Source organism: Pseudonocardia zijingensis (assembly GCF_042657305.1).
In the GTDB taxonomy this organism is placed as follows: domain Bacteria; phylum Actinomycetota; class Actinomycetes; order Mycobacteriales; family Pseudonocardiaceae; genus Pseudonocardia; species Pseudonocardia zijingensis.
On record NZ_JBHSKO010000001.1, the window covers coordinates 652,230 to 676,605 of the forward strand.

Here is a 24,376-nt window from a genome sequence, read left to right on the forward strand (position 1 = left end):
TTCGCCTGCTGGACTGGACGTACTGCTGCTGGACACGCTGATGACCGCCTTGATCGGATCTCATCGACTCGCCGAGGACTGCCCGCCAGGTTAGTCCTCACGGTCGAGCGCCGGGTACCGCGCACGTGCGGCACGCGGCTGCACCGTTCCAGGGGTCGTTACAGATGGATCAGTGAGCGCGCCCCCGATCGTGGGCGCGGCGGGTCGTCCGGCGGCGTGATCGGTCCGGGCGGTTCGTCACGATCGGCGAACCGCCTGGTGAGGCGCATTCTCGGCGCCGGCCCGCTCAGGCGGCGGGCAGCTCGCCCTCGGCGTCGACCACGGCCGTCCGCACCGCAGTGGTGCTGATCACGGTGCCCGCGCGCAACCCCGCCCGGGAGTCGGTGCGCAACGTGTCGCGCTCCCCGGCGAACTGGCCGTCGGCCGGGTCGAGGAACAGTTCCGTGCGGGTGCGCCCGGCGTCGTGCACGAGCGCGAGGCACTCGTGGCCGTCGACGTTGCGCGCGTCGTCGGTGAAGCTCACACCCGGCAGCGCGGTGAGCGCCCGGAAGAACGCCGACCGCAGTTCGGCGGGCACCAGCGCCGTGCGCAGCGCCGTGACGGCCGCCGCGAACGGCCCGAACCAGCTGCCCGGGTTCTCCTCGCGGAGCCGGTCGAGCAGCGCGGCCGGGTCACGGGGCAGGCGCCCGAGGAACTCCGGCGTGGGCGACTGCCAGCTACCCCGCCGCGGCGGCCGCGGGCGCGGGCAGAAGGCGCTGCCGAGATCGCCGCCGAGATCGAGGTCGAGATCCGGGTCCGGCACGGTGTCGAATTCGCCGTAGCGCGCGCGGAACCGCCCCACGGGCGCAAGGTCGTACAGGTCGAAGCCGTCCTCGCGGGCCTCCTCCGCCGACCCGGTGAGCCACGTCTGCGCCCCCGTCAGCTCCCGCTCCAGCACCCACTCGCGTTCGGGCTGGGCCGGGATCCACTGCCGCAACCGGTGCTCGGTGAGGTGCTGGTGGGGACCGAAGGTGCCGAGCCACCACGCGTGCGTCTCGACGAAGCGGTACTGGTGCGGCGCCATCGGTCGGTCGGACACGGCGATGGCGAGCTCGATCACGGCGCTCCCTGTTCTCGGCGACGGTCGCCACAGAGTGTGACCCAGTCACCGAGCGTGATCACGCCGACCTAGCTGATCCACTCCTTCACCTGCGTGAGGACCTTCGGGACGTCGCTCGTGACCGGGGTGACGTGCAGGTGGGTGACCCCCGCCTCGCGCAGGGCGGCGATCCGCTCCTGCACGTGCGACGCCGGGCCGATCAACGTGATCCGGTCGATGAACTCGTCGGGCAACGCCGCGGCCGCCTCCTCCTTGCGCCCCTCGAGGTAGAGGTCCTGCACCACCCGCGCCGCGTCGGCGTACCCCTGGCGGGCGAAGACCGTGTTGTAGAAGTTCCGCCCCCGCGCGCCCATGCCGCCCACGTACAGCGCGTACATGGAGCGGGCCAGCTGCCGCGCCGGCTCGAACATCTCCTCCTCGAGCGCGAGGAACCCACCGCCGGTGATCTGCAGCGGGCCCAGCTCGGGTGCGCGCTTCGCCAGCCCCGCGTCCAGCGCGGGCCCGAACACGTCCCGCAGCTTCTCCGGCACGAGCACGTGCGGCAGCCAGCCGTTGGCGATCTCCGCCGCCATCTCGACGTTCTTGTCGCCGAGCGCGGCCACCCAGATCGGGATGTCCGGCCGCCGCGGGTGGTTGATCAGCTTCAGCGGCTTGCCCAGCCCGGTGCCCTGCCCCTCCGGCAGCGGGATCGGGTAGAGCCCGTCGTTGGTGACCCGCTCCCGGCGCCACACCTTCCGGCAGATCTCGATGATCTCCCGCGTGCGGGCCACCGGCTTGTCGTACCGGACACCGTGGAAGCCCTCGATCACCTGCGGCCCGGACGCCCCCAGCCCCAGGATCGCGCGGCCGTCCGACAGCGCGTCGAGCCCCGCCGCCGTCATCGCGGTGAGAGTGGGCGTGCGGCTGTAGATCGGCAGGATCCCCGAACCGATCTGCACGCGCTCGGTGCGCGCCGCGAGGTAACCCATCAGCGAGACCGCGTCGAAGCTGTACACCTCGGCGACCCAGACGACGTCGAGCCCCGCTTGCTCCATCACGACGACCGACTCGGCGTTGCGGATCGGGTCGTCCCCGTACTGGAGCTGGGTCGAGAGCAGCATGGGCCGGGATGTTACCGGCGAGTCAAGTAGTGCGGCCCTGATCGCCCGCGACGGCTACGTCGCCGCGAGTCACACGCCAGGGTTGCCGCGACAGCCGTGATGTCCTGCTCGGGCGGTCGGTCGGATCGAGAAGTACTTCGTGTCGGTGGTTGCGACGGTCTCGTTCTGCTCGGGCGTGCGGCTGTTCGGTGGCCGATCATGAATGCCGTCGAGTCGGACGCCAGGGTTGTCGGGGCAGCCGTGATGTCCTGCTCGGGCTGGTTGGTCGGACGGGGAGTTGGTCGGCTCGGCCGTCTGGGGCTCGATCGGGGGGCGGTCACGTCGAGTCGTACGTCAGGGGTGTCGGGACGGCCGTGACGTCCTGCTCGGGCTGGTCGGTCGGACCGAGGAGTACCTCTCGGTGGTGGCTGCGACGGTCTTGTTCTATTCGGGCGGTCGGCTGTCCAGGTACCGATCATGAATCGCGTCGAGTCGGACGCCAGGGTTGTCGGGGGTTGTCGGGACAGTCGGGGTGTCCTGCTCGGGCTGGTTGGTCGGACCGGGAGCGGGTCGGCGCGGCTGCCTGGGGGCCCGTTCGGGAGGCGGTCGCGTCGAGTCGTACGTCAGGGTTGCCGCGACAGCCGTGATGTCCTGCTCGGGGCGGTCGGTCGGATCGAGAAGTACTTCGTGTCGGTGGTTGCGACGGTCTTGTTCTACTCGGGCGGTCGGCTGCCTGGGGCTCGATCATGAATCGCGTCGAGTCGGACGCCAGGGGTGTCGGGGCAGCCGGGGTGTCCTGCTCGGGTCGGGTTGTCGGACCAGAGTTGGTCGACTCGGCCGTCTGGGGCTCGTTCGGGGGCGGTCACGTCGAGTCGTACGTCAGGGCTGTCGGGACGGCCGTGACGTCCTGCTCGGGCTGGTTCGTCGGGCTGAGCAGTACGTCCCGGTGGGTGCGGCGGCGGTGATGTGCTTGCGACGCCTGGGCTGGGCGAAAGTTCAGGAACGCCACTTTCATGAACCTGCAGTACAGCAACGTGGCGTTCCTGAACCTCCGGTGCGCCGAGCCGGCTCGTGCCGGGCGCCGCGACGGCCGCGAAGTACTGCTCGGATCGGCCGTCCTAGGGTGCGGACGTGAGGTTCCGCGTCGTCCCGGCCGCCTACGTCCTGCTGCTGCGCGGAACCGGCCGCGACGCCGAGGTGCTGCTGCAACTGCGCCAGGGCACCGGGTACCGCGACGGGCACTGGGCGGCGGCGGCCGCGGGGCACGTCGAGGCCGACGAATCGGTCCTGGTGGCGGCGTGCCGGGAGGCGGCGGAGGAGGTGGGCGTGACGATCGAGCCCGCCGACCTCGAACCGCTCACCACGATGCACCGCACCCACGCCAACCACGAGCCCATCGACGAGCGCGTCGACTTCTTCTTCGCCTGCCGCCGCTGGGTGGGCGAACCGCGGCTGCTGGAGGTGGCCAAGGCGGCCGATCTCGGCTGGTTCCCGCTCGCGGCGCTGCCCGAGCCGGTGGTGCCGCACGAGCGGTACGTGCTCGAGGCCCTGCGCGAGGACGTTCTGCCGGCGATCACGACCTTCGGTTTCCCGCCCCGCCTGCCGGAAACCAAGGCCCGGTGACGGCCGGGGAGCGCTACTGGATACGGTGACTTCCCACCCGCGTGCAACCCCCGTGCCGGCGGGTAGTCACGACCACTCGGAGTTCCGTCATGAGCTCTCCCATGCAGGTCCCTCGAATGCGCGCCGCGGCGCGGCGGGTGAAGGCAGGCGGCGAGCGCTTCCTCGGTGGCGTGCTGCCTGGCGCGTCCGCCCGCAGGCTCCAGATCAAGGCCTTCGCCGACGACTGGGCCGCCGCCAACCTCGAAGCCCGCCAGGCCACCGGGCCGCTGTGGATCGTGCTCGGCGACTCGGCGAGCCAGGGCATCGGCGCCACGCGGCGCGAGACCGGGTACGTCGGCGTCGTCCACGAGAAGCTGCGCCACCGCGACGCGTGGCGCGTGATCAACCTCTCCCGCGCGGGAGCGGGGATCAACGACGTGCTCACCCGCCAGCTCCCCGAGCTGATCGACCTCACCAGGGACCAGTCCGCCGCCCTCGTCAGCTGCATCGTGGGCGCCGAGGACCTCGCGCGCCGGGCGTCCGGCCTCGACGTCGCGCTCCGGCAGCTGCTCGCCTCGCTCCCGTCCGGTGCGGTGGTCGGCACGTTCGCCCGCGGGGCGCGCAGCGGTCCGGCCGCGGCGCTCGACGCGATCACCCGCGAGGAGGCCGCACGCCACCGGCTGCGCGTCGCCGAGCTGCCGCCGCGCTTCGGCCCGGGCAACCGAGGGCGGGAGTCCAACCCGCTCGGCGACGTCGAGCACGCCGGATGGGCCGAGGCCGTCCTGGCCGCGATCGACGGCCCGCCCGCCGAGATCGCCCCGTCCACCGACCCCGAACTGCCCGTGGTGCCCGCGGGCGACGACAAGCCGGCCGGCCGTGCGAAGGCCGGCGACGCGAAGCCGGGCGACGACTAGATCGGACCCGACGACCTGGTGCAGGACGACCGGAGCGGCCGCGTCACCGTCCGCGAGCTGAGCAAGCGATTCGGCGGCGTGCAGGCCGTCGAGGGCTTGACCTTCTCGGTGGAGCCGGGCGCCGTCACCGGTTTCCTCGGGCCGAACGGATCCGGGAAGACCACGACGCTGCGGATGATCCTCGGGCTGGTCACGCCCACCGCGGGCGAGGCGCGGATCAACGGGGTGCCGTTCGCGGAGCTCGGCCGACCGGCCCGGGTCGTGGGCGCGGTGCTCGAGGCGCAGGGATTCCACCCCGCCCGCACGGCGCGGGCGCACCTGCTCGCCTGCGCCGCGGCGATCGAGGTGCCCGACGACGCGGTCGAGCACGTGCTGGGCGCCGTCGGCCTCGGCGACGCGGGCTTCCAGCCGGTCGGCGACTACTCGCTCGGCATGCGGCAGCGCCTCGCGCTGGCCGTCGCGCTGCTCGGCGATCCGCAGGTCCTCGTACTCGACGAGCCGGGCAACGGGCTCGACCCCGAGGGCATCGCGTGGCTGCGCGCCTTCCTGCGCGCCTTCGCCGCGCAGGGCCGCAGCGTGCTGATCTCCAGCCACCTGCTCGCCGAGGTGGAGCAGACCGCCGACCACCTCGTCGTGATCAGCCACGGCCGCTGCGTCTACCAGGGTTCGCTCGCCCAGCTGCAGGGATCGCGCACCGCGCGCGTGCTCGTGCGAAGCAACGATCCGGTGAAACTGGCCGACGCGCTGGCCGCCACCGGCGTGCTCGAGATCGATACCCTCTCCGAGGGGTGGCTCGGTGTCGCGGGCAGCGACCCGGTCCACATCGGGGACGTGGCGCTCGCCGCAGGCGTCCCCGTGTACGGGATGGTGCACGAGCGCGTCGAGCTCGAGCAGCTGTACTTCCAGCTGACCGCCGAGCCGTGGCGGGTCGGATGAGGCCCGCACCGATCTGGCCGCCGGTCCGCGCCGAGTGGCGCAAGGTGGTGTCGACGCGGCTCTGGTGGGGCCTCCTGGTGCCCGTCGTGCTGCTGTCGAGCATGATCAACCTGTTCGGCGGGGTCTTCACCGCCGCGTTCCCCGAGGAGCAGCTCCCGTTGCTGCTCGGCTCCCTCGCCTACGCCCTCGGCACCACCAGCGTGTTCGCCGCCGTGCACGGGATCGTCGCCGCCGCGGGCGAGTACCGCCACCGCACGATCACCACGACCTACCTCACGTCCCGCGGCCGCGGTCCTGTGCTGGCAGCGAAGATGCTGGTGAGCGCGGGGGTGGGGGCCTGCTACGCGGTTGCGACCGTGGTGTCGGGCCTGCTCGCGGGCGTCGCGGCCGACGCGGGCACCACGTTCCCCGCCGCAGGACCATTGGTCGCCACCGTCCTCATCGGCGTCGCGGTGTCGGCGTGCTGGGGAGCGCTCGGCGCCGCCTTCGGCACGGTGGTGAGCAACCTGGTCAGCGCACTCGTGGCGCTGCTGCTCTACCTGATGGTCGGTGAGCTCCTGCTGGGCGCGCTGCTCGACGAGGCGGAGTCCGGCACCGTCCGCGCCCTGTCGTCGTACCTGCCGGGCAACGCGGGCGAGGTGGCGGTCTACGGCATCCCGGCTCGCGAGCTCGCCGGGCCGATCACGGGTCCGCAGGTCGTCGAGCTCCTCGCGGGCGTCACCGCCCCGCCGGACTGGACGATGGCGCTGCTGGTCCTCGCGCTCTGGACGGGCGCGGTGGGTGTCCTCGGCTGGTTCATCGGCGCCCGCCGCGACATCACCTGAGCGCGAGTCCCGCATCTGGGCAGCCGAGTTCCGCATTCCGCGCGGCGAGTCCCGCGTTCTCCTGGGGGGCGAGTCTCGCGTTTGTGTGGCTGTGTTGCGCGTTCTGCGGGTGAGCCCTCCGCGCCCGTGCAGGCCGAGTCTCGCGTCTGCGCAGCTGTGTACCGCATTCTGCGTCCTGCGGGTCAGCCCCGCGCCCGCACGCGAGTCTCGCGTCTGCGTGGCAGAGTCCCGCACGTGCGGGGCGGACGTGCCCCTCGCGCGGCCCGCACCGAGGTCGCGCCCGTCCACCCGCGCACATCGGCCCGCGAGACGGGGGACTCGCCCGGCGGGGTGGGGGACTCGCGGGGCGATGCGTGTCTCGGCTGCGCGGATGCGGGACTCGCCGCGCAGAACGCGGGACTCGCGCGGAGGGTGGGGACTCGCCTCGCGGGACTTGCGGAGTGGGTGTGGGGGACTCCCCTCGCGGGACGCGCATCTCGGCCCATGAGATGGGGGACTCGCGTGGGGGTGGTGCTCCGTGGGCCCGGGTGTCGGCGGGGCGGCATAACGTGGTGGTGTGCCCGACGCTCGCTCCCCCGGATGGATCCGCCGACTGGTCCGCGCCTGCCTGAAGCACCGGGGGGTGGCGATCGGCGCTCTCGTGGCGTCGGCGTTCGGGGTGAGCCTGGAAGCGATCGGGCCGCTGCTCACCCGGGTCGCCGTGGACGACGCCGTGGCCGGGTCCACGGCGGTCCTCGGCCCGATCGTCACGGCGGTGCTCGGCCTCGCGCTGGTGCGCTTCGCCGCGGCGTTCATGCGGCGCTACCTCGCCGGGCGCCTCGCGCTCGACGTGCAGCACGACCTGCGGCGGCAGGTGTTCGCCGCGATGCAGCGCCTCGACGGGGAGCGGCAGGACGCGCTGCGCACAGGGCAGGTCGTGTCGCGGGCGATCACGGACCTGCAGCTGGTGCAGTCGCTGCTGTCGATGGCGCCGCTCGCGCTCGGGGCGGTGGTGCTGGTGGTCGCCTCGGTGGCGGCCATGGTGTGGCTGTCGCCGCTGCTGTCGGTGGTGGCGCTCGTGGTGGTGCCGGCGGTCGGCTGGATCGCGCTGCGCACGAGGGCGAAGCTGTTCCCGGCCACGTGGTCGGCGCAGCAGCGGGCGGCCGACATCGCCCAGCAGGTGGAGGAGACGGTCACCGGCGTCCGGGTGGTGAAGGGCTTCGGGCAGGAGGCCCGGGAGACGGCCACGCTCGAGCGGGGGGCGGCGCGCCTGTTCGCCGAGCGGATGCGGGCCGCCCGGCTCACGGCGAGGCTGAACCCCACGTTGCTCGCGCTGCCCACGATCGGGCAGGTCGGCGTGATCGCGGTGGGTGGCTGGCTGGCGTTGCAGGGGTCGGTGAGCCTCGGCACGTTCCTGGCGTTCTCCACGTACGTGGCCCAGCTCGTCGGGCCTGCCCGGCTGCTGGGGTCGGTGGTGGTGAGCGCTCAACTCGCGCGCGCGGGCGTGGAGCGCGTGCACGACCTGATCGACTCGCAGCCCGACGTGGTCGACCCGGAGTCCCCGTCGGCGCTCCCGGAGGGCCCGCTGTCGGTGGAGCTGCGGAACGTCACGTTCGGCTACTCGCGCCGCGACCCCGTGCTCGACGCCGTCACGCTGCGGGTGGAGCCGGGGGAGACGCTCGCGGTGGTCGGTACGGCGGGTTCCGGCAAGTCGACGATCGCGCTGCTGCTGCCCCGGTTCTACGACCCCCAGCAGGGCGAGGTGCTGCTGGGTGGGGTGCCGCTGCCGCAGCTGCGGCTCGCCGACCTGCGCCGGGAGCTCGGGGTGGTGTTCGAGGAGGCGTTCCTGTTCTCCGACACGATCCGGGCCAACATCGCCTACGGCTGCCCGGACGCGAGCGACGAGGAGGTGCGGGCGGCGGCGCGCGCGGCGCAGGTCGACGGGTTCGTGGAGGCGCTGCCCGACGGGTACGACACGCGCGTGGGCGAGCGTGGCCTCACGTTGTCCGGCGGGCAGCGGCAGCGGATCGCGCTGGCTCGGGCCGTGCTCACGGACCCGCGCGTGCTGGTTCTGGACGACGCCACGTCGGCCGTCGACACGGCCACGGAGGCGGCGATCCACCACACGTTGCGCACGCTCACGGCGGGCCGCACCACGCTGCTGGTGGCGCACCGCCGCTCGAGCCTCGCGCTGGCCGACCGGATCGCCGTGCTCGACGCGGGCCGCGTGGTGGACGCCGGCACGGAGGCGGAGCTCGTGGAGCGCTGCGCGCTGTTCCGGGAGCTGCTCGACGCGTCCGACGGCGGCGAACGCGGCACTCACCCTGACGAGACGGGGGACTCGCGGCAGTTGTGGCCGGAGCCGGGGGCCGAGGGCACCGTGCCGCAGCCGCGGGTGACCTCCTCGTCGAGCGGCGGGATCGGTGCGCGCGGAGCCGGCATGGGGGCCGCGGGCGACATGGCGCCCACACCCGAGCTGCTGGCGGCGGTCGAGGCGCTGCCACCGGCCACCGAGGTGCCGCACGTCCGGGGCGAGGACCCCACGGCGCCCGATCCCGGGTTCCGCCTGGCTCGCCTGCTGCGCCCGGTGCGCGGGGCGCTCCTGCTCGGGATCGCGCTGGTGGCGCTCGACGCGCTGGGCAGCCTGGCGCTCCCGGCCGTCACCCGGCTGGCGATCGACGGCGGCATCACGGCGGGCGCGCCCTCGGTGCTGGTCACGGCCACGCTGCTGGGGGTCGGGCTGGTGGTGGTCGGCTGGGTCGTGGTGGCCATGCAGACCGTGGTCACGGCGCGCGCCGGCGAGTCGCTGCTCTACCTGCTGCGGGTGCGCAGCTACGCCCACCTGCAGCGGCTGGGGCTGGACTACTTCGAGCGCGAGCTGTCCGGCCGGATCATGACGCGGATGACCACCGACGTCGACGCGCTGTCGACGTTCCTGCAGACGGGCCTGGCCCAGGCCGTGGTCAGCGTGCTCACCATCGGCGGGGTCGCGGTGGCGCTCCTGGTCACCGACGTGGAGCTCGGGCTCGTCGCGCTCGCGGTGGTGCCGGTGCTCGCCATCGCCACGGTGCTGTTCCGCCGGGTGTCGTCGGCGGCGTACGCGGAGGCCCGGGAGCGGGTGAGCGTCGTCAACGCCGACCTGCAGGAGAACGTCACCGGGGTGCGGGTCGCGCAGGCCTACGTCCGGGAGGAGCGCAGCGCCACCGCGTTCGGCGAGCGCAGCGCGGCGTACCGGGCGTCGCGGCTGCGGGCGCAGCGCTACATCGCCACGTACTTCCCGTTCGTGGCTCTGTTGTCGGACGTCGCCACGGCGGCGGTGCTCGGGGTCGGCGCGGCGCGGGTGGCGGCGGGCGACCTGACGCCGGGCGTGCTCACGGCGTTCCTGCTCTACCTCGGGCTGTTCTTCGCCCCGGTGCAGCAGCTCTCGCAGGTGTTCGACGGCTACCAGCAGGCCCGCGTCGGCTTGTCGCGCATCGCCGACCTGCTGCGCACGCCCACGTCCGTGCCGCCGGAGCCGGCGGCCCACCCCGTCCCGGTGCCGGAACGGCTGCGCGGCGAGGTGGAGCTGCGCGACGTCGGCTTCACCTACGCGGGTGCCGACGTGCCCGCGCTGTCCGGCGTCTCGCTGCGGGTCGCGCCCGGGGAGACGGTCGCGTTCGTGGGTGCCACGGGTGCGGGCAAGTCCACGCTGGTCAAGCTGGTGGCCCGGTTCTACGACGCCGACTCCGGAGCGGTGCTCGTCGACGGCGTGGACGTGCGCCGCTACCCGCTGGCCGCGTACCGGCAGCGGCTGGGCATCGTGCCGCAGGAGCCGCACCTGTTCACCGGCGACGTCGCCGCCAACATCGCCTACGCGCGGCCGGACGCGAGCCGGGCAGAGATCGAGGCGGCCGCACAGGCCGTCGGCGCGCTCGACCTGGTGCGCGGGCTGCCCGGTGGGTTCCGGCACCCGGTGGGTGAGCGGGGGCAGGGCCTGTCGGCGGGGCAGCGGCAGCTCATCGCGCTGGCCCGCGCCGAGCTCGCCGACCCGGATGTGCTGCTGTTCGACGAGGCCACGGCGGCCCTCGACCCGGCCACGGAGGCCGCGGTCCACGCCGCGGGCGACCGCGTCACGTCCCGGCGCACGGCGTTCGTCGTGGCCCACCGGCTGGGCACGGCGGCGCGCGCCGACCGCATCGTGGTGCTCGACGCCGGCCGGGTGGTCGAGGTGGGCACGCACGACGAGCTGATCGCGAAGGGCGGTCACTACGCGGCGCTCTGGCAGGCCGGGGAGATGGAGCCCGCAGCCTGACTCCGGGAGTGACGCGCGTCACCCGTGCCCAACGGTGTGGCTCGCCGCGCGGGTCGTGGATCGGCATGAGCAGGATGCGACGATTCGGCAGGCCCGGTGGCAGCGACGAGCGGATCGTCGTCTTCCCCGACCGCGGCAGGCTCGCGCTGCTGTCGGTCGGCGCGCTGGCCTTCGTGGTCGGGGGGTTCTGGATGCTGTCCCGTGGTCGCCTCGACGGTGTGCTGCCGATCGCGTTCTTCGGTGCCTGCGGCCTGTACTCCCTCTGGCGACTCGTCGTGCCCCGGCCGCTGCTGGTGATCGATCGGCAGGGGATCCACGACAACGCCTCCCCGATGGGCGGCGGCCGGATCCCGTGGGCCCAGATCACCGGGTGCGGCGTGTGCGAGTACCGGGGGCAGCTGATGGTCGGGATCGGTCTGGTCGAACCGGCGGCGCACCTCGCCCGGCTGATCTCGGTGAAGCGCCGGCTGGTGCAGGCCAACATGGGGCTCGGGTTCCCGCCCGTCCTGATTCCCCAGAGCATCCTGCCGATCCCGGCCGGGGAGCTGGCGGCCGAGATCGAGGCGTTCCGCGCTCGCGCTCTGTAGCGAGCAGGTGCCCGTTCTGGCGAATCCTGCCCGATTTCGGGCAGGAAGTTGGGATTTCGCGCCGTAGTGGGGCACCATCTTCCCCGTGCCCGCCGGACCGTACGACGACCTCATCGCGCACCTGGTCCGCAGCACCCCGCTCGACGCGGGGGAGGCGGCACGCGTGGTGGCCGAGGTCGTCGGCTACTTCTCCGAGCAGCTACCGGAGTTCGTGCGGCGCAGGCACGCGGAACTGAAACGTCGCGGGCTCACGAACGAGCAGATATTCGCGGTGCTGGGTGCGGAGCTCGCGACGCGGCGGGTGGCCCCGCCCGAGCTCTCCGCGCGCCAGCTGCGGCGGATCGTCTACGGGTGAAGGGGACTTCTCTATGTGCGGCATCGTCGGATACGTCGGACCCCAGGACGCCGCCCCGATCCTCCTGGAGGGTCTGGGCCGCCTGGAGTACCGCGGGTACGACAGCGCCGGCCTCGCGGTCCGCGGGCGGAGCGGGCTGAAGGTCCGCAAGGTGAGCGGGCGGGTCGCGGAGCTGGCTGCGGATCTGCCTGCGCGGTTCAAGGGGGCCCCGGGCATCGGGCACACCCGCTGGGCGACGCACGGTGAGCCGAGTGAGGCCAACGCCCACCCGCAGGTCGACACGGCGGGGCGCATCGCCGTGGTGCACAACGGCATCATCGAGAACGCCGACGAGCTGCGCGCGAAGCTCGCGGCCGAAGGGGTGGAGTTCACCTCGCAGACCGACACCGAGACGGTGGCGCACCTCGTGGCCGCGGCCTTCACCGCAGACGCCGACGACCTCGAGCAGGCCGTCCGCCAGGCGTTGCGGCAGGTGGTGGGGGCCTACGGCCTCGCGGTGCTCGACGCGGAGCACCCCGACCGGATCGTCGTGGCGCGCAACGGCAGCCCCGTGCTGCTCGGCGTCGGCGAGAAGGAGATGTTCGTGGCGTCGGACGTCGCGGCGCTGATCGGCTACACCCGCCAGGTCGTGTACCTCGACGACGGCGAGCTCGCGACGATCACCGCGAACGGCTACCGCACCTACACCCTCGACGACCGGGCCGTCTCGAAGAGCCCGTCCACGATCGACTGGGACGTGGTGGGCGCCGAGATCGGCGACCACGCGCACTTCCTCGCGAAGGAGATCCGGGAGCAGCCGCGCACCATCGAGCGGGCGCTCAAGGGCCGCATCGACGAGCGGTTCGCCACCGCACACCTCGGCGGGCTGAACATGACCGTCCGGGAGGCGCGGGAGTTCCGGCGGGTGAAGATCCTCGGCTGTGGTTCGGCCTGCTACGCCGGGGAGCTCGGCGCGCAGCTGATCGAGGACCTCGCGCGGGTGCCGGCGAGTTCGGAGCCCGCCTCGGAGTTCCGCTACCGCAACCCCGTGGTGGAGCCGGACACGCTCTACGTCGCGGTCAGCCAGTCCGGCGAGACCATCGACACGCTCGCCGCGGTGCAGGAGCTGCAGCGCAAGGGCGGTCGCGTGATCGGAATCGTCAACGTGGTCGGGTCGACGATCGCCCGCCAGGTCGACGGTGGCATCTACCTGCACGCGGGCCCGGAGATGTCGGTGGCGGCCACGAAGTCGTTCACCTCCACCGTCGCGGCGTTCGCGCTGCTCGCCCTCCACCTCGGTCGCATCCGCGACCTGTCGCCCGAACAGGGCAGGCGGATCATCGCGGGGCTCACCGCGCTCCCGGACCAGATCACGCAGATCATCGAGCAGTCCGACGCGATCGCGGAGGTGGCCGCGGAGATCGCGAAGAGCCATAGCGTGATGTTCGTCGGCCGCCGACGCGGCTGGCCGGTGGCCCGCGAAGGTGCGCAGAAGCTGAAGGAGATCAGCTACGTGCACGCGGAGGCCTACCCGTCCGCGGAGCTCAAGCACGGCCCACTCGCGCTGATCAGCCCGGAGATGCCGACCGTCGCGATCGTCCCCGACGACGACCTGCTCGACAAGAACACCTCGACGCTGTCGGAGATCAAGGCGCGCAAGGGGCCCGTGGTCGCCGTGGCCCACCGGGAGCTGCCCACCGACCTCGCCGACCGCACGATCGTGGTGCCCCGCGCCGAGCCGGAGCTGGACCCGATCCTGCTGTCGATCCCGCTGCAGATCCTCGCCTACCACGCCGCGGTCGCCCTGGACCGCGACGTCGACAAGCCCCGCAACCTGGCCAAGAGCGTCACGGTGGAGTGAACCTTGACCGGGTGAAGGTGCGCTCCTAGCCTCGGGCGCGAGGAAAACGATCATCCCGGTCCGGGAGGGCGTTGCCGAGGGGGCGGCACCGTCCTGCCCCGCGTCGTGGTCCGCTGTCGCATCACGGGGATCGTCCGAACCCGCCCTCTGGCACCACCGCGGGACGAACGGGGGGCGCATGATGCATCAGCACAGGCAGCTGGGCACGGGCATCGGCTGGCGGCCGGAGATCGCGGCCGGGATCGAGCAGCTGCCCGGCATCGACTGGGTCGAGGTGGTGGCGGAGAACCTCGGCCCCGACCACCTCCCCCCACCGCTCACCCGCCTCCGCGACCGCGGCGTCACGGTCGTGCCGCACGGGGTCGGCCTCGGCCTCGGCGGGGCGGAACGGCCCGATCCCGGACGGCTCGTCGCGCTCGCCCGGCGGGCCGAGCTGACGGGGGCGCCGCTGGTCACCGAGCACATCGCGTTCGTGCGGGCCGGCGGGCCGCTGACCGGGTCCCCGCGGGTCGAGGCCGGGCACCTGCTGCCCGTGCCCCGCACCCGCGACGCGCTCGACGTGCTCTGCGCGAACGTGCACATCGCCCAGGACGCGCTGCCCGTACCGCTCGCGCTGGAGAACATCGCGGCGCTCTTCTCGTGGCCCGACGACGAGTTCACGGAGGGCGAGTTCCTCTCCGAGCTCGTGGAGCGCACCGGGGTCGAGCTGCTCATCGACGTGGCGAACCTGCACACCAACCACGTCAACCGCGGCGAGGACCCGGCGGACGCGCTCGACCGGCTGCCGCTCGAGGCGATCGCGTACGTGCACGTCGCCGGTGGTGTCGAGCACGACGGGGTCTGGCACGACAGCCACGCCCACCCGGTGACGGAGCCGGTGTTGCAGGTGCTGCGGGAGCTGTGCGCGCGCGTCAGCCCGCCCGGGGTGCTGCTGGAGCGCGACGAGGACTTCCCCCCGATCGCCGAGCTCGCCGCCGAGCTGGACGCGATCGGCCGGGTCGTCGACGGTGCCCGGGAGGTCGTCCGTGCCTGAGACCACCGAGACCCCCGCGCTCACCGCCGCCCGTGAGCGGCTCGCGCGCCGCCAGGCATCGCTGCTGTCCGCGCTGGTCGCGGGCGCCCCGGCGCCGGAGGGCTTCGACCGGGCGCGACTGCGGGTGCAGGCGCGTGCGCTGGCCGCGAAGCGCGCGGACGTGATCGCGAAGATCGCGCCGGACCTGCCGCGCATCCTCGGCTCCCGGTTCCGGGAGCACTACCTCGTCTACGCCGCCGCGCACCCGCTCACCGGCGGTTACCGGCAGGACGCGCTGGCGTTCGCGCGACACCTCCTCGACGCGGGCGCCCCGGCGGACCGGCGCGAGCTGCGGCGCTGGTGGCGGCGGCGTTCGGGGCACCGCCCACCTGCGTTGTTCCGGCGGGCCCGCACCGCAGGCGGCGGGGGGTGGTGCTGATGCAGACCGTCGTCGCGATCGGAGGCGTCCTGGCGATCGTCGTCACCACGCTGTGGCTCGTCGTCGCGCGCATCGCGTGCCGCAGTGCGGTCCCGCGCGCCACACCCGGGTGGACGCCGCAGTCGGTGCTCGAGGTGGCGTTCCTCGTCGGCGGACCGCGCCGCGTGGTGGACACGGTGATCAGCGTCATGCACGAGGACGAGCGCGCGCAGGTCGTCGCGGACCAGCGGCTGCGCGTGCTGCGTCCGGTCGCGGCCAACGCCGTCGAGCGGGAGGTGATCGCCGCCTGCAGCCCGGGGTGGGAGGGCGACCTCGGCCAGGTGCGGGCGGCGGTCATGCGCAGCCGGGCCGTGCAGGAGATCGGCAACGGCCTGGCCGCACGCGGGCTGCTCCACGCGCCGGACTCGAGCAGGCACTGGCGGCTCGCAGCGAAGGCGCAGCGGTGGGCCTGCGTGCTCACCTGCATCGGGCTGGTCGCCGTGAACGTGGTCGCAGACCGGTCGGCCGGGGAGTTCGAACCGGTCGGTGTGATCTCGGTGTTCGTCGCCGCGGTCGTCGCCGCGATGATCGGGCGGCTACTGGCACCCCGGGGACGGATCACCGCGGCCGGCAAGGACGCTGTCGCCCGCCTGCGGCGCAGCAACCCGTGGATCCGCGAGGGCGCCGAGGCATCGGGGCCCGCGGTCTCGGCGCTCGTGGCCATCGGCGGGCCGCGGCTGCTGGCACCGGGGCCGCTGCGCGACGAGCTGGTGGCGAGCGCGTCGGCCTCGAGGCGACGGGCCACGGACTCGTCCGGCACCTCGTACTACGTCCCCGGCGAGGTCGCGTGGTGCGGCTCGGCGGGCGGGGGCGGCAGCGGGTGCGGCGCGTCCACCTGCGGTGGCTCCGGCGGCGGATCGTCCTGCGGTGGCTCCGGCGGTGGCGGGTCGTCGTGCGGCGGCGGTGGCGGCGGAGGTGGCTGCGGCGGAGGAGGAGGGGGTGGCGGCGGCTCCGGCTGAGACCGGAGCCGCGGCTCAGAGCAGCAGGTGCACCCGCCGGGCCGCGATCGGCGCCCGCCGCGGATCGGACGGCGGCAGCAGGGCGAGCAGGCGGTCGTGCACCTCGAGGTCGTCGCGTCCGAGCGGGTGGGCGGCGAATTCGCTCAGCAGGTCGACGTCGTCGCTCTCCAGCACGATGCCGCGCAGCCCGGCCTCCAGCTCGGCGCGCAGCTCCCGGATCGCGGGCGCGTCCGAGCGCGGGAGCAACGGTCCGGCGCAGGAGCGCAGGGCGTCGGCAGGCCGCCGCGCGCGGATCGCGCGGCGCGTGGCCTGGAAGTCGGTGTCGACGATGGCGGCCAGCCGGTACGGGCGGGTGCGCAGCACGTCGGTGCCGATCAGCCCACGCAACCGCAGGATCTCCCCGCGCACCGTGGTGGGGTTGCCCTCCTCGCCGTAGAGGAGCAGGGCCAGCTGCTCGGCGGTGAGGCCGTCCGGGTGCAGGGCGAGCGCGGTGAGCAGCTCGGCGGGGCGCAGCGTGAGCGGGACGGACCGGCCGTCGAGCACGGCCGTGGGCGCACCCTCGCCGGTGAAGCGCAGCGACAGCGCGGACCGCGGCGCGGCGGGCGCGCTCCGCTGCGGCGTGCGCAGCAGGTAGCCCTCGGCGAGCTGTTCGACCACCATCTCGCGGCCGTCGTCGAGCACCACCCGGTCGACGCCGGGGTGCAGCGCCACGCGCTCGGGCCACCCGCCGTACGGCTCACCCGCGACGATGCGCCCGCTGGCGGTGGCGAGGGCGCCTGCCTGCCCGCGCAGGCTGGCGAGGTGGGGCATGTTCCGGACCCGCAGGCGCTCGTCCTCAATGGCCAGGCGCACCCGCAGCTGGTGCTCGGCGAGCTGCGCCGTGGCCGACACGAGCTGCTTCATCGCCGGGTGCACGGTGTGCAGGGGCCCGCTGATGTCGATGGCGCCGAGGATGGCGCCGGTGTCGGGGTCGTGCACGGGCGCGGCCGCGCACGTCCACGTGTGGTACGTGCGCACCAGGTGCTCTGCGGAGTGGATCGCGACCGGGGCGTCCACGGCGAGAGTGGTGCCCATCGCGTTGGTGCCGATGGCGTCCTCGGTCCAGCGCGTGCCCGGCGTGAGGCCCACCTCGTCGGCCGCGTTCAGCACTGCCGCAGCGCCGTCGCGCCACAGGATGGTGCCGTCCGCGTCGGTGACGAGCATGACGTGCATGGCCTCGTCGGCGATGCTCACGAGCGTGCTGCGCAGCAGCGGCATCACCGCGTTCAGCGGGTGGGCCGAACGCAGGTGCGGGAGATCCGACTCGCCGACCACGACCGGGGGCGTGCGCCGGTCGGGATCGATCTGTGCGGCCAGGCTCCGCCGCCACGACTCGGACACGAGCGTGCGCGGTGTGGACGGCGCCCGATCACCGCCCAGCACGGCCTCGAACACCTGGCTGAGCAGGTGGGCGTGGGCCGTGGGGTCGAAAATTCCATCGGTAGTCATCAGCACTCCGAGCGTCATCGCCCCAGGACACGGCCATCATCACCCAGGCGGCCGCGGGCAGCAAGCGCGCCAGACGTTGCGCGTGCAACGTGCAGGCAACGTGGTCCTTCATAGCCTCCGTGCACCCGACCAGCGCCAGGGAGGGAGCCCCATGACTGCTGACGCTCTGCTGGACCGCCACACCGCGCTCGACGCGGCGGGCCCCACCACGCCCACCACCGCCCGGCGCACCGCGCGCATCCTCGTCGTCGACGACGAACCCATCGCACGCTTCGGCCTGCGCCAGCTCTTCGCGCCCGACCCGCACGTCACGGTGGTCGGGGAAGCCGCGACCCCGCGGGACGCGCTCGTGATCGCCGACCGGTGCCCGCCCGACCTCGTCATCCTCGACGTCTCCCTCGGCCGCGGCGACGCCGCAGGCGTGGAACTCGCCCGGATGCTGCTCGAACGCCACCGCGGCGTGCGCGTGCTCGTCCTCACCGGGTGCCGCGACCGCGACGTCATGCTCCGGACCGTGCGCCTCGGCGTCCACGGCTACGTGCGCAAGGGCGCCGACACCACCGACATCGTCCGCGCCGTGCACACGCTGCTGCGCGGCGAGAGCGTGTTCGACGCCGGTGGCGCGAACGGGTCGGTCGTCATGGACGTCCTGCAGGACGAGGACCGCCCGCCCGTGCGCGGGCTCGGCGGCGCGATGCTGACCGAGCGCGAGAACCAGGTGCTGCGGCTGCTCGCGGTCGGCATGTCCAACCGCGAGATCGGCAGGCGGCTGATGATCAGCGAGGCCACCGTCAAGTTCCACGTGCGGAACCTGCGCGACAAGCTCGACGTGCGGCGGCGCACCGAGATCGTCTACACGGCCACCCGGCAGGGGATCGTCTAGCCCTGGCTGTCGGTGGCCGGGAGGCTCGGCGCCGGCCCCAGAAGTACCTGACCGTCGCGCTGCCTGCCGATCGACGGGCCCGCGCAGCACGTCGCGGCTGCCCCGGGAACGCTGGTGTGCGGCTCGAGTGGGTTCGCCCCCCGATCGACATGTCCCCGGGCTCCGAGGAGTACCGGAATGTCGCGGTGTCGACCCGGAGGTGCTGCTCGGTTCGATCAACGATGTCGAGCAGTACGTCGCGGCTGTCTCGGGGACGTTGGTGTGCGGCTCGGGTGGGGCTCGGGAGGCCAAGCTCCGGCGCGGTTGATCGGCGTGTGCTGGGCCGGTGTGTGGCTCGAGCAGTACTGGACGGTCGGGGTGGGTGCCGGGGGGTACTTGTCGGTTCGATCATCGGGCTTGAGCAGGACGTCGCGGCTGTCCTGGGGACGTTGGTGTGCGGCTCGGTGCGATCCGCGCCTCGGCGGGGCCCGGCGGTGGCATCGTCGCGGTCCTGGTGTGTTGACCAAGGGGAGATGGTCGTTCCTGGAGATCGAACTGCGACCATTTGCCCTTGATCGGCGTGTGCTGGGCCGGTGTGTGGCTCGAGCAGTACCGGACGGTCGGGGTGGGTGCCGGGGGGTACTTGTCGGTTCGATCATCGGGCTTGAGCAGGACGTCGCGGCTGTCCCGGGGACGCTGGTGTGCGGCTCGGTGGGAGCGAGCATCGGCACAGCCGGTGGGGCTCGACGCCGACTTCGACGGACGGGGGCCCGAGCAGGACGTCGCGGCTGCCGCGGCGACGCTGGTGTGCGGCTCGGGGCGATCGTGCCTCGGTGGGGCCAGGTGCCGCGGCTCGGGCAGCACGTTGAGGCCCCGAGGACCGCACCGTGCGACTCGCGACGATCACCACCGGGGCGGTTGGTTCTCAGGGGTAACCCTGAGACGAAATCCGGGAGGCGGGAACCTTTCGACCGATGCGCCGCCCGCCGAGCCGTCCATAACCTGGCCTGGTGCTCGACGGACTGCGACTGGTGCTCGACGCCGCACTGGCGTCGCAGTGGTTGTTGCTCGTGATCGCCTGCCTCGCCGTCGTGGACGCGCTGCTGCCCATGGTGCCGAGCGAGGCCCTGATCATCACGGCGGGCGTGGGCGCGGCCGCGGGTGACCAGAGCCTGCTGGCCGTGATCGCGGCGGCGTCTCTGGGGTCGTTCATCGGTGAGTTCGCCGCATTCCTCATCGGCCGCGGGTTCGGAGGGGCGGTGCGCGCGCGGCTCGTCCCCGGCACGCCTCGGGCCGAGCTGTTCGGCCGCACCGAGCGCTTGCTCACCACGCGCGGCGGCCTCATCCTGCTCACCGCCCGTTACATCCCCGCGGGCCGCACGGTGGCGGCGCTGGCGGCGGGGGCGAGCCGCTTCCCGGTTCGCGGGTACACCGGCTACAGCGCGGTCGGCGCCACGATGTCGGCCGCGTACGTCGCGCTGCTCGGGTTCCTCGGCGGGGCCGCGTTCGCGGGCGACCCGATCGTCGCGGTCGGGGTGAGCCTCGGGCTCGCGACGGCGATCGGCTCGGTGGCCGGGCTGGTGCGGCGGCTGCGTACCGCCCCGTCGCCGGTGGTCGAGGCGCCACCCGCGCCGGTGGTGGAGACGCCACCCGCGCCGACGCCGGTCGCGGCCTGAGGGCCCGTATCGTGGCGCGGTGCCGAGCAAGCGCCTGACCCGCGAGGAGAGCCGCGCCCGCACCCGGGACGCCCTGCTCGAGGCGGCCGCGGAGCTGTTCGCCGAGCGCGGCGTGAACGGCACGTCCGTGGAGCAGATCGCCGAGCGGGCCGGGTTCACGCGCGGCGCCTTCTACGGCAACTTCGCCGACAAGCACGAGCTCGTGCGCGAGTTGCTGCACCGGCGCACGGAGCGGGAGCTGGCGGAGGTGCGGGAGCTCCTCGACGGCGCGGACGGGCAGACGCGGCTGCGGGAGTGGAACCGCGCACGGGCCGAGCACCTCGAGGAGTGGCTGGCGCTGCGCCTGGAGCTGTTGCTGCACGCGCTGCGCCACCCCGAGGACCGTCCGGCGCTCGCGGAGCGCGAGCACATGGCGCGGGAGGCGCACGCACAGGCGCTCGCCGCCCGGTTCGAGGAGCGCGGGGTCGCCCCGCCCGCCGACCCGCAGCAGCTCGCTCTGATCGTGCACGCGCTGGAGGACGGCCTGCTCCTGCAGCGGATGCTCACGCCCGACACGCTGCCGGCCGACGTCGTCGTCGACGCCGTGGAGCTGCTGGACCGGCTGTGGAGCCGTTGAAATACAAGAGCGTATCCAGATTCATATATGTATCTTGGGTGCGTGGGTGAGACCTGGGAGTGGAGCGCCGCCGCGATCGGTCGGGCCGTCGCGGCGGGCGAGGTGTCGGCGCGCGAGGTGATCGAGGGGTGCCTCGCGCGGATCGACGCGGTCGACCCGGCCGTCAACGCGATCACCATCCGCTTCGGCGAGGCGCTCGCGGAGGCCGATCGGGTCGACGAGCGGGTGCGGTCCGGAGAGCCGCTGGGCCCGCTGGCCGGGGTGCCCTTCACCGTGAAGGAGAACATCGACGTCGCCGGGTACGCGACGACGCACGGCGTGCCGCACTTCCGGGACGCGGTGGCAGCAGCCGACGCCCCGCCCGTGCGCCGGCTGCGCGCGGCGGGCGCGATCCCGGTCGGGCACAGCAACATGCCCGACCTGGCGCTCGCCGGGAACACGACGGTGAGCCGGCTGTTCGGGGAGACCCGCAACCCGTGGGGCGCGATCCGCTCGCCGGGCGGCACGAGCGGCGGGGACGGTGCGGCGGTCGCGGCCGGGATGGTCGCGCTCGGCCTGGGCAACGACTCGGGTGGGTCGGTGCGGCTGCCCGCGATGTTCTGCGGGGTCGCGGCCCTGAAGCCGAGCTACGGCGGCATCGCCCAGGACCACCGCGTCGGCGGGGCCGAGCCGTCGCTCGCGTCGCAGCTGTTCGCGGTGGACGGCCCGATCGCGCGCACGATCGAGGACCTGGAGCTGGCCTTCGACGTCCTCGCCGGGCCCGACCCGGCCGATCCGCGCACGGTCCCGCGCCACCCCGGGGAGCCGTGGGCGCGCCGCGTCGCGTTGTGCGCCGACCCGGCCGGCCTCGGCGTCGACCCGCAGGTGCGCGGCGAGCTGGAGCGGGCCGCCGCAGCACTGGCCGACGCCGGGTACGCCGTCGAGGAGGCCGAGCCGCCGCAGCTCGCCGAGGCGCTCACCGCGTACGGCACGCTGATCAGCACCGAGTTCGGGCTGCGCTGGCCGTCGATCCGGCGCCTGCTCACCGACGAGTCGGCGCAGCACATGGAGCTGACGATGGCCCGGCGCCCGCCCGCGGGCGTAGAGGAGTACCTCGCCGCCAGCGCCGCCCGCTTCGGTGCGATGCGGGCCTGGGACGAGTTCGCCCGGCGCTACCCGCTGGTGCTCGGCCCCGTCTACGCGCGGCGTCCGTTCGACGTCGATCCGTTCGACGCCGACCAGGGACTCCAGGCGATGCTCGCGATGCGGTTGTGCACGGCCACCACGTGCGTCGGCGTGCCCGCGGTGGCCGTGCCGACGGGGGTCGTGGACGGGCAGCCGCTCGGGGTGCAGCTGGCCGGCCCGCGCCACCGCGAGGACGTCTGCCTCGCCGCCGCCCGGGAGATCGAGGCGCGGCTCCCGGTCCCGACGCCCGTGCGCACCCCGTCGGTGGCCGCGCCCTGACCTGCCGGGTCAGCCGAAGAAGACCTCGGCCTCGGCGTACAGGGCCGGGTCGACGACCTTGAGCTCCTTGGTGGCCTCCGCGAGCGGCACGGTGATGATGTCGGTGCCGCGCAGCGCCGTCATCTGGCCCCACTTGCCCTCGTGCACAGCGTCGATGGCGTGCAGCCCGAACCGGGTGGCCAGCCAGCGGTCGCGCGCGGTGGGGGTGCCGCCGCGCTGGACGTGCCCCAGCACCGTGGTGCGCGCCTCCTTGCCGGTGCGTTCCTCGATGCGGTGGGCGAGCCAGTCGCCGATGCCGCCGAGCCGGACGTGGCCGAAGGCGTCCTTCTCGCCGGTCAGCAGCACCTCCTCGCCCTCCTTGGGCATCGCGCCCTCGGCGACGACGATGATCGGCGCGTAGTCGAGCTGGAAGCGGGACTCGACCCACTGGCAGACCTGGTCGAGGTCGAAGCGCACCTCGGGGATGAGGATCGCGTTGGCGCCGCCCGCCATGCCGGAGTGCAGCGCGATCCAGCCGGCGTGCCGGCCCATCACCTCGACGATCAGCGCGCGGTGGTGCGACTCGGCGGTGGTGTGCAGGCGGTCGATGGCCTCGGTGGCGATGTTGACCGCGGTGTCGAACCCGAACGTGTAGTCGGTGCCGTTCAGGTCGTTGTCGATCGTCTTCGGCACGCCGACGACGTTGACGCCCATCTCGTGCAGCTTCGTCGCGACGCCGAGCGTGTCCTCGCCGCCGATGGCGATGAGGGCGTCGACGCCGAGGTTCTGCAGGTTGCGGCGGATCTTCTCGACGCCGCCCTCGACGGCGAACGGGTTGGTGCGCGACGACCCGAGGATGGTGCCGCCGCGGGGCAGCAGCCCCCGCACGGCCGGGATGTCCAGCGGCCGGGTGAGCGCCTCGAGCGGGCCGCGCCACCCGTCGCGGAACCCGAGGAACGAGTAGCCGTACTCCGGCACGCCCTTGCGGACGATCGCCCGGATGACCGCATTGAGCCCGGGGCAGTCCCCGCCCCCGGTGAGCACGCCGACGCGCATGGCTCGTGACCTCTCCATCGATGCAGAAGGTGTCGAGTGCGTCACGCTAGCGGCATCGCCGGAGTGCCGCGACGGCGCACCCCGGCTCGTACCCGGCGCTGCGTTGTGCCCGCGAGTAGCGTGTGGGACGTCCTCGAACCGAGGTGACCATGGGCGCGCATCGGTGGTTCGGCGTGGGGCAGGCCGACGGCTCGAAAGCCGGAGCCCGGGCGGCCGACCGTGCGCTCCTGCATCCCGGCGCCAAGCTGATGATCGTGTTCTGCTCGGACGGCTGCGACCTGCCCGAGGTGCTCCGGCAGGTCGACGACCGGTCCGGCGGGGTGCCGCTGATCGGGTGCGCGACCTCCGGCGTGATCGGGCCCGAGCGGACGGGCGCGGGCAGCGTCGTGGTCACCGCGCTGGGCGGCGACGGCTTCTCGATCGGCACGGCGGCGGCCGGGCAGGCCTCGCGGGACCTGCGCGGCGCGGGGGCGCGGGCGGCGCGGTGCCTGTCCGCCACCGAGGAGCGGCCGCACCGCGTGCTGGTGCTGCTGATCGACGGCCTCGCGGGAGACCAGCGCGAGGTCCTGCGCGGGGTCTACCGCGTGCTCGGCGCCGGGGTGCCGCTCGTCGGCGGGTGCGTGGGCGACGAGGTGCGGACCCGCACGGCCCAGCTGCACCGCGACCAGGTCCTGACCGACGCCGTGGTGGCGGCCGGCATCGGGTCGGACGCGCCGCTGGGGATCGGGGTGCGGCACGGGTGGCGGCGGGTCGGGGAGCCGATGCTCGTGACGGGCAGCGGGGGCAACCGGGTCCACACGCTGGACGGGCGGCCCGCCCTCGACGTGTACCTGGAGCGGCTCGGAGCGGAGGCGGAGGGCATCGATCCGGAGGCGTTCGCCCGGCTCGCGCTCGTGCACCCGCTCGGGCTCGGCACGCGCGGCGGCGAGGAGGAGATCCGGCTCGTCGCGGGCGCCGACTTCGACGACCGGTCGCTCGCGTGCATCGCCGAGGTGCCGCAGGCCGCGCTCGCCTGGCTCATGGAGGGGGACGCCGACTCGCTGCGGCGGGCGGGGAGCGCCGCGTGCCGCGACTCGCTCGAGGCGCTCGGCGGCCGTGCGCCGCTCGGGACGTTCGCGTTCGAGTGCATCGGCAGGCGTCCGGTGCTGGGTGAGGAGGGGGTCGCGGCGGAGATCGACGAGATCGTGCGGTGCACCGGTGGGGCGCCGGTGGCGGGCCTGCACACCTACGGCGAGATCGCCCGCAAGCACGGCGTCACCGGGTTCCACAACCAGACGCTCGTCATGTTGTCGGTCGGTTGA

20 protein-coding genes are annotated in these 24,376 nt (G+C 73.7%); 16 read left to right on the forward strand and 4 right to left on the reverse strand.

Translation table 11 applies throughout. The features are described 5' to 3' along the window. Positions 1 to 286 precede the first annotated feature (286 nt). The gene (locus tag ACFPL3_RS03465; protein ID WP_343943575.1) at positions 287 to 1,099 is read right to left on the reverse strand and encodes a hypothetical protein; all 813 of its coding nucleotides are present in this window, start codon (positions 1,097 to 1,099) and stop codon (positions 287 to 289) included. Positions 1,100 to 1,167: 68 nt separating this feature from the next. Then, a complete protein-coding gene (locus tag ACFPL3_RS03470; RefSeq protein WP_343943576.1) occupies positions 1,168 to 2,199 on the reverse strand; it encodes an LLM class F420-dependent oxidoreductase in 1,032 nt (343 codons plus the stop codon). Between the two features lie 1,110 nt (positions 2,200 to 3,309). Here ACFPL3_RS03470 and ACFPL3_RS03475 point away from each other — a divergent pair. The 11 genes from ACFPL3_RS03475 to ACFPL3_RS03525 all read left to right on the forward strand — a co-directional run bounded on the left by ACFPL3_RS03475 (position 3,310) and on the right by ACFPL3_RS03525 (position 15,955). Then, a complete protein-coding gene (locus ACFPL3_RS03475; protein ID WP_343943577.1) occupies positions 3,310 to 3,801 on the forward strand; it encodes an NUDIX domain-containing protein in 492 nt (163 codons plus the stop codon). Positions 3,802 to 3,902: 101 nt separating this feature from the next. After that, positions 3,903 to 4,694 carry an SGNH/GDSL hydrolase family protein gene (locus tag ACFPL3_RS03480; RefSeq protein ID WP_343943578.1) on the forward strand — a complete coding sequence of 264 codons (792 nt, stop codon included), beginning with the start codon at positions 3,903 to 3,905 and terminating at the stop codon, positions 4,692 to 4,694. An 18-nt stretch (positions 4,695 to 4,712) separates the two neighbouring features. Continuing rightward, a complete protein-coding gene (locus ACFPL3_RS03485) occupies positions 4,713 to 5,630 on the forward strand; it encodes an ABC transporter ATP-binding protein (protein WP_343943579.1) in 918 nt (305 codons plus the stop codon). Further along, complete coding sequence (locus ACFPL3_RS03490) at positions 5,627 to 6,454, forward strand: hypothetical protein (protein ID WP_343943580.1); 828 nt, start codon at positions 5,627 to 5,629, stop codon at positions 6,452 to 6,454. Before ACFPL3_RS03485 ends, ACFPL3_RS03490 begins: the two co-directional genes overlap by 4 nt. A gap of 556 nt (positions 6,455 to 7,010) precedes the next feature. Beyond that, on the forward strand, positions 7,011 to 10,724 hold the full coding sequence (locus ACFPL3_RS03495; protein WP_379588367.1) for an ABC transporter ATP-binding protein: 3,714 nt from the start codon (positions 7,011 to 7,013) through the stop codon (positions 10,722 to 10,724). Between the two features lie 65 nt (positions 10,725 to 10,789). Next, positions 10,790 to 11,311 (forward strand): STM3941 family protein, encoded by a 522-nt coding sequence (locus ACFPL3_RS03500; RefSeq protein ID WP_343943582.1) that lies wholly within the window; start codon positions 10,790 to 10,792, stop codon positions 11,309 to 11,311. An 85-nt stretch (positions 11,312 to 11,396) separates the two neighbouring features. Further along, complete coding sequence (locus ACFPL3_RS03505; protein ID WP_343943583.1) at positions 11,397 to 11,666, forward strand: hypothetical protein; 270 nt, start codon at positions 11,397 to 11,399, stop codon at positions 11,664 to 11,666. A 13-nt stretch (positions 11,667 to 11,679) separates the two neighbouring features. Further along, positions 11,680 to 13,506: a glutamine--fructose-6-phosphate transaminase (isomerizing) gene (glmS, locus tag ACFPL3_RS03510; RefSeq protein WP_343943584.1), complete on the forward strand. Its 1,827-nt coding sequence runs from the start codon at positions 11,680 to 11,682 to the stop codon at positions 13,504 to 13,506. A gap of 178 nt (positions 13,507 to 13,684) precedes the next feature. Then, on the forward strand, positions 13,685 to 14,539 hold the full coding sequence (locus ACFPL3_RS03515) for an MbnB/TglH/ChrH family RiPP precursor modification enzyme (RefSeq protein WP_343943585.1): 855 nt from the start codon (positions 13,685 to 13,687) through the stop codon (positions 14,537 to 14,539). Beyond that, positions 14,532 to 14,957 (forward strand): SCO6045 C-terminal-like domain-containing protein, encoded by a 426-nt coding sequence (locus tag ACFPL3_RS03520; protein WP_343943586.1) that lies wholly within the window; start codon positions 14,532 to 14,534, stop codon positions 14,955 to 14,957. The genes ACFPL3_RS03515 and ACFPL3_RS03520 overlap by 8 nt, the downstream gene beginning before the upstream one ends. Next, positions 14,957 to 15,955 carry a TIGR04222 domain-containing membrane protein gene (locus tag ACFPL3_RS03525; RefSeq protein ID WP_343943587.1) on the forward strand — a complete coding sequence of 333 codons (999 nt, stop codon included), beginning with the start codon at positions 14,957 to 14,959 and terminating at the stop codon, positions 15,953 to 15,955. Before ACFPL3_RS03520 ends, ACFPL3_RS03525 begins: the two co-directional genes overlap by 1 nt. Positions 15,956 to 15,970: 15 nt before the next feature. On the opposite strand, the gene ACFPL3_RS03530 is transcribed toward ACFPL3_RS03525, so the two are convergent. After that, complete coding sequence (locus ACFPL3_RS03530; RefSeq protein ID WP_379588368.1) at positions 15,971 to 17,461, reverse strand: helix-turn-helix domain-containing protein; 1,491 nt, start codon at positions 17,459 to 17,461, stop codon at positions 15,971 to 15,973. Between the two features lie 133 nt (positions 17,462 to 17,594). On the opposite strand from ACFPL3_RS03530, the gene ACFPL3_RS03535 reads away from it, so the two are divergent. The 4 genes from ACFPL3_RS03535 to ACFPL3_RS03550 all read left to right on the forward strand — a co-directional run bounded on the left by ACFPL3_RS03535 (position 17,595) and on the right by ACFPL3_RS03550 (position 22,040). Then, positions 17,595 to 18,326, forward strand: a complete 732-nt coding sequence (locus ACFPL3_RS03535; protein WP_343943589.1) for a response regulator transcription factor — start codon at positions 17,595 to 17,597, stop codon at positions 18,324 to 18,326. A gap of 989 nt (positions 18,327 to 19,315) precedes the next feature. Next, positions 19,316 to 19,981, forward strand: a complete 666-nt coding sequence (locus ACFPL3_RS03540) for a DedA family protein (RefSeq protein ID WP_343943590.1) — start codon at positions 19,316 to 19,318, stop codon at positions 19,979 to 19,981. Between the two features lie 19 nt (positions 19,982 to 20,000). Next, entirely contained in the window at positions 20,001 to 20,597 is a 597-nt protein-coding gene (locus tag ACFPL3_RS03545) for a TetR/AcrR family transcriptional regulator (protein ID WP_343943591.1), read from the forward strand. Positions 20,598 to 20,639: 42 nt separating this feature from the next. Next, complete coding sequence (locus ACFPL3_RS03550; RefSeq protein ID WP_343943592.1) at positions 20,640 to 22,040, forward strand: amidase; 1,401 nt, start codon at positions 20,640 to 20,642, stop codon at positions 22,038 to 22,040. A gap of 9 nt (positions 22,041 to 22,049) precedes the next feature. Here the strand turns inward: ACFPL3_RS03550 and ACFPL3_RS03555 are convergent, their stop codons facing one another. Next, positions 22,050 to 23,075, reverse strand: a complete 1,026-nt coding sequence (locus ACFPL3_RS03555) for a 6-phosphofructokinase (RefSeq protein ID WP_343943601.1) — start codon at positions 23,073 to 23,075, stop codon at positions 22,050 to 22,052. Positions 23,076 to 23,224: 149 nt separating this feature from the next. Here ACFPL3_RS03555 and ACFPL3_RS03560 point away from each other — a divergent pair, with 149 nt between their 5' ends. Next, entirely contained in the window at positions 23,225 to 24,376 is a 1,152-nt protein-coding gene (locus ACFPL3_RS03560; protein WP_343943593.1) for an FIST signal transduction protein, read from the forward strand.

Excerpts from the sequence above, each read along its gene's own strand:
- ACFPL3_RS03470 (WP_343943576.1), bottom strand. The coding sequence starts at position 2,199 with ATGCTGCTCTCGACCCAGCTCCAGTACGGGGACGACCCGATCCGCAAC.
- ACFPL3_RS03480 (WP_343943578.1), top strand. The coding sequence starts at position 3,903 with ATGCAGGTCCCTCGAATGCGCGCCGCGGCGCGGCGGGTGAAGGCAGGC.
- ACFPL3_RS03490 (WP_343943580.1), top strand. The coding sequence starts at position 5,627 with ATGAGGCCCGCACCGATCTGGCCGCCGGTCCGCGCCGAGTGGCGCAAG.
- ACFPL3_RS03500 (WP_343943582.1), top strand. The coding sequence starts at position 10,790 with ATGAGCAGGATGCGACGATTCGGCAGGCCCGGTGGCAGCGACGAGCGG.
- glmS (WP_343943584.1), top strand. The coding sequence starts at position 11,680 with ATGTGCGGCATCGTCGGATACGTCGGACCCCAGGACGCCGCCCCGATC.
- ACFPL3_RS03515 (WP_343943585.1), top strand. The coding sequence starts at position 13,685 with ATGATGCATCAGCACAGGCAGCTGGGCACGGGCATCGGCTGGCGGCCG.
- ACFPL3_RS03525 (WP_343943587.1), top strand. The coding sequence starts at position 14,957 with ATGCAGACCGTCGTCGCGATCGGAGGCGTCCTGGCGATCGTCGTCACC.
- ACFPL3_RS03530 (WP_379588368.1), bottom strand. The coding sequence starts at position 17,461 with ATGACGCTCGGAGTGCTGATGACTACCGATGGAATTTTCGACCCCACG.
- ACFPL3_RS03535 (WP_343943589.1), top strand. The coding sequence starts at position 17,595 with ATGACTGCTGACGCTCTGCTGGACCGCCACACCGCGCTCGACGCGGCG.
- ACFPL3_RS03555 (WP_343943601.1), bottom strand. The coding sequence starts at position 23,075 with ATGCGCGTCGGCGTGCTCACCGGGGGCGGGGACTGCCCCGGGCTCAAT.
- ACFPL3_RS03560 (WP_343943593.1), top strand. The coding sequence starts at position 23,225 with ATGGGCGCGCATCGGTGGTTCGGCGTGGGGCAGGCCGACGGCTCGAAA.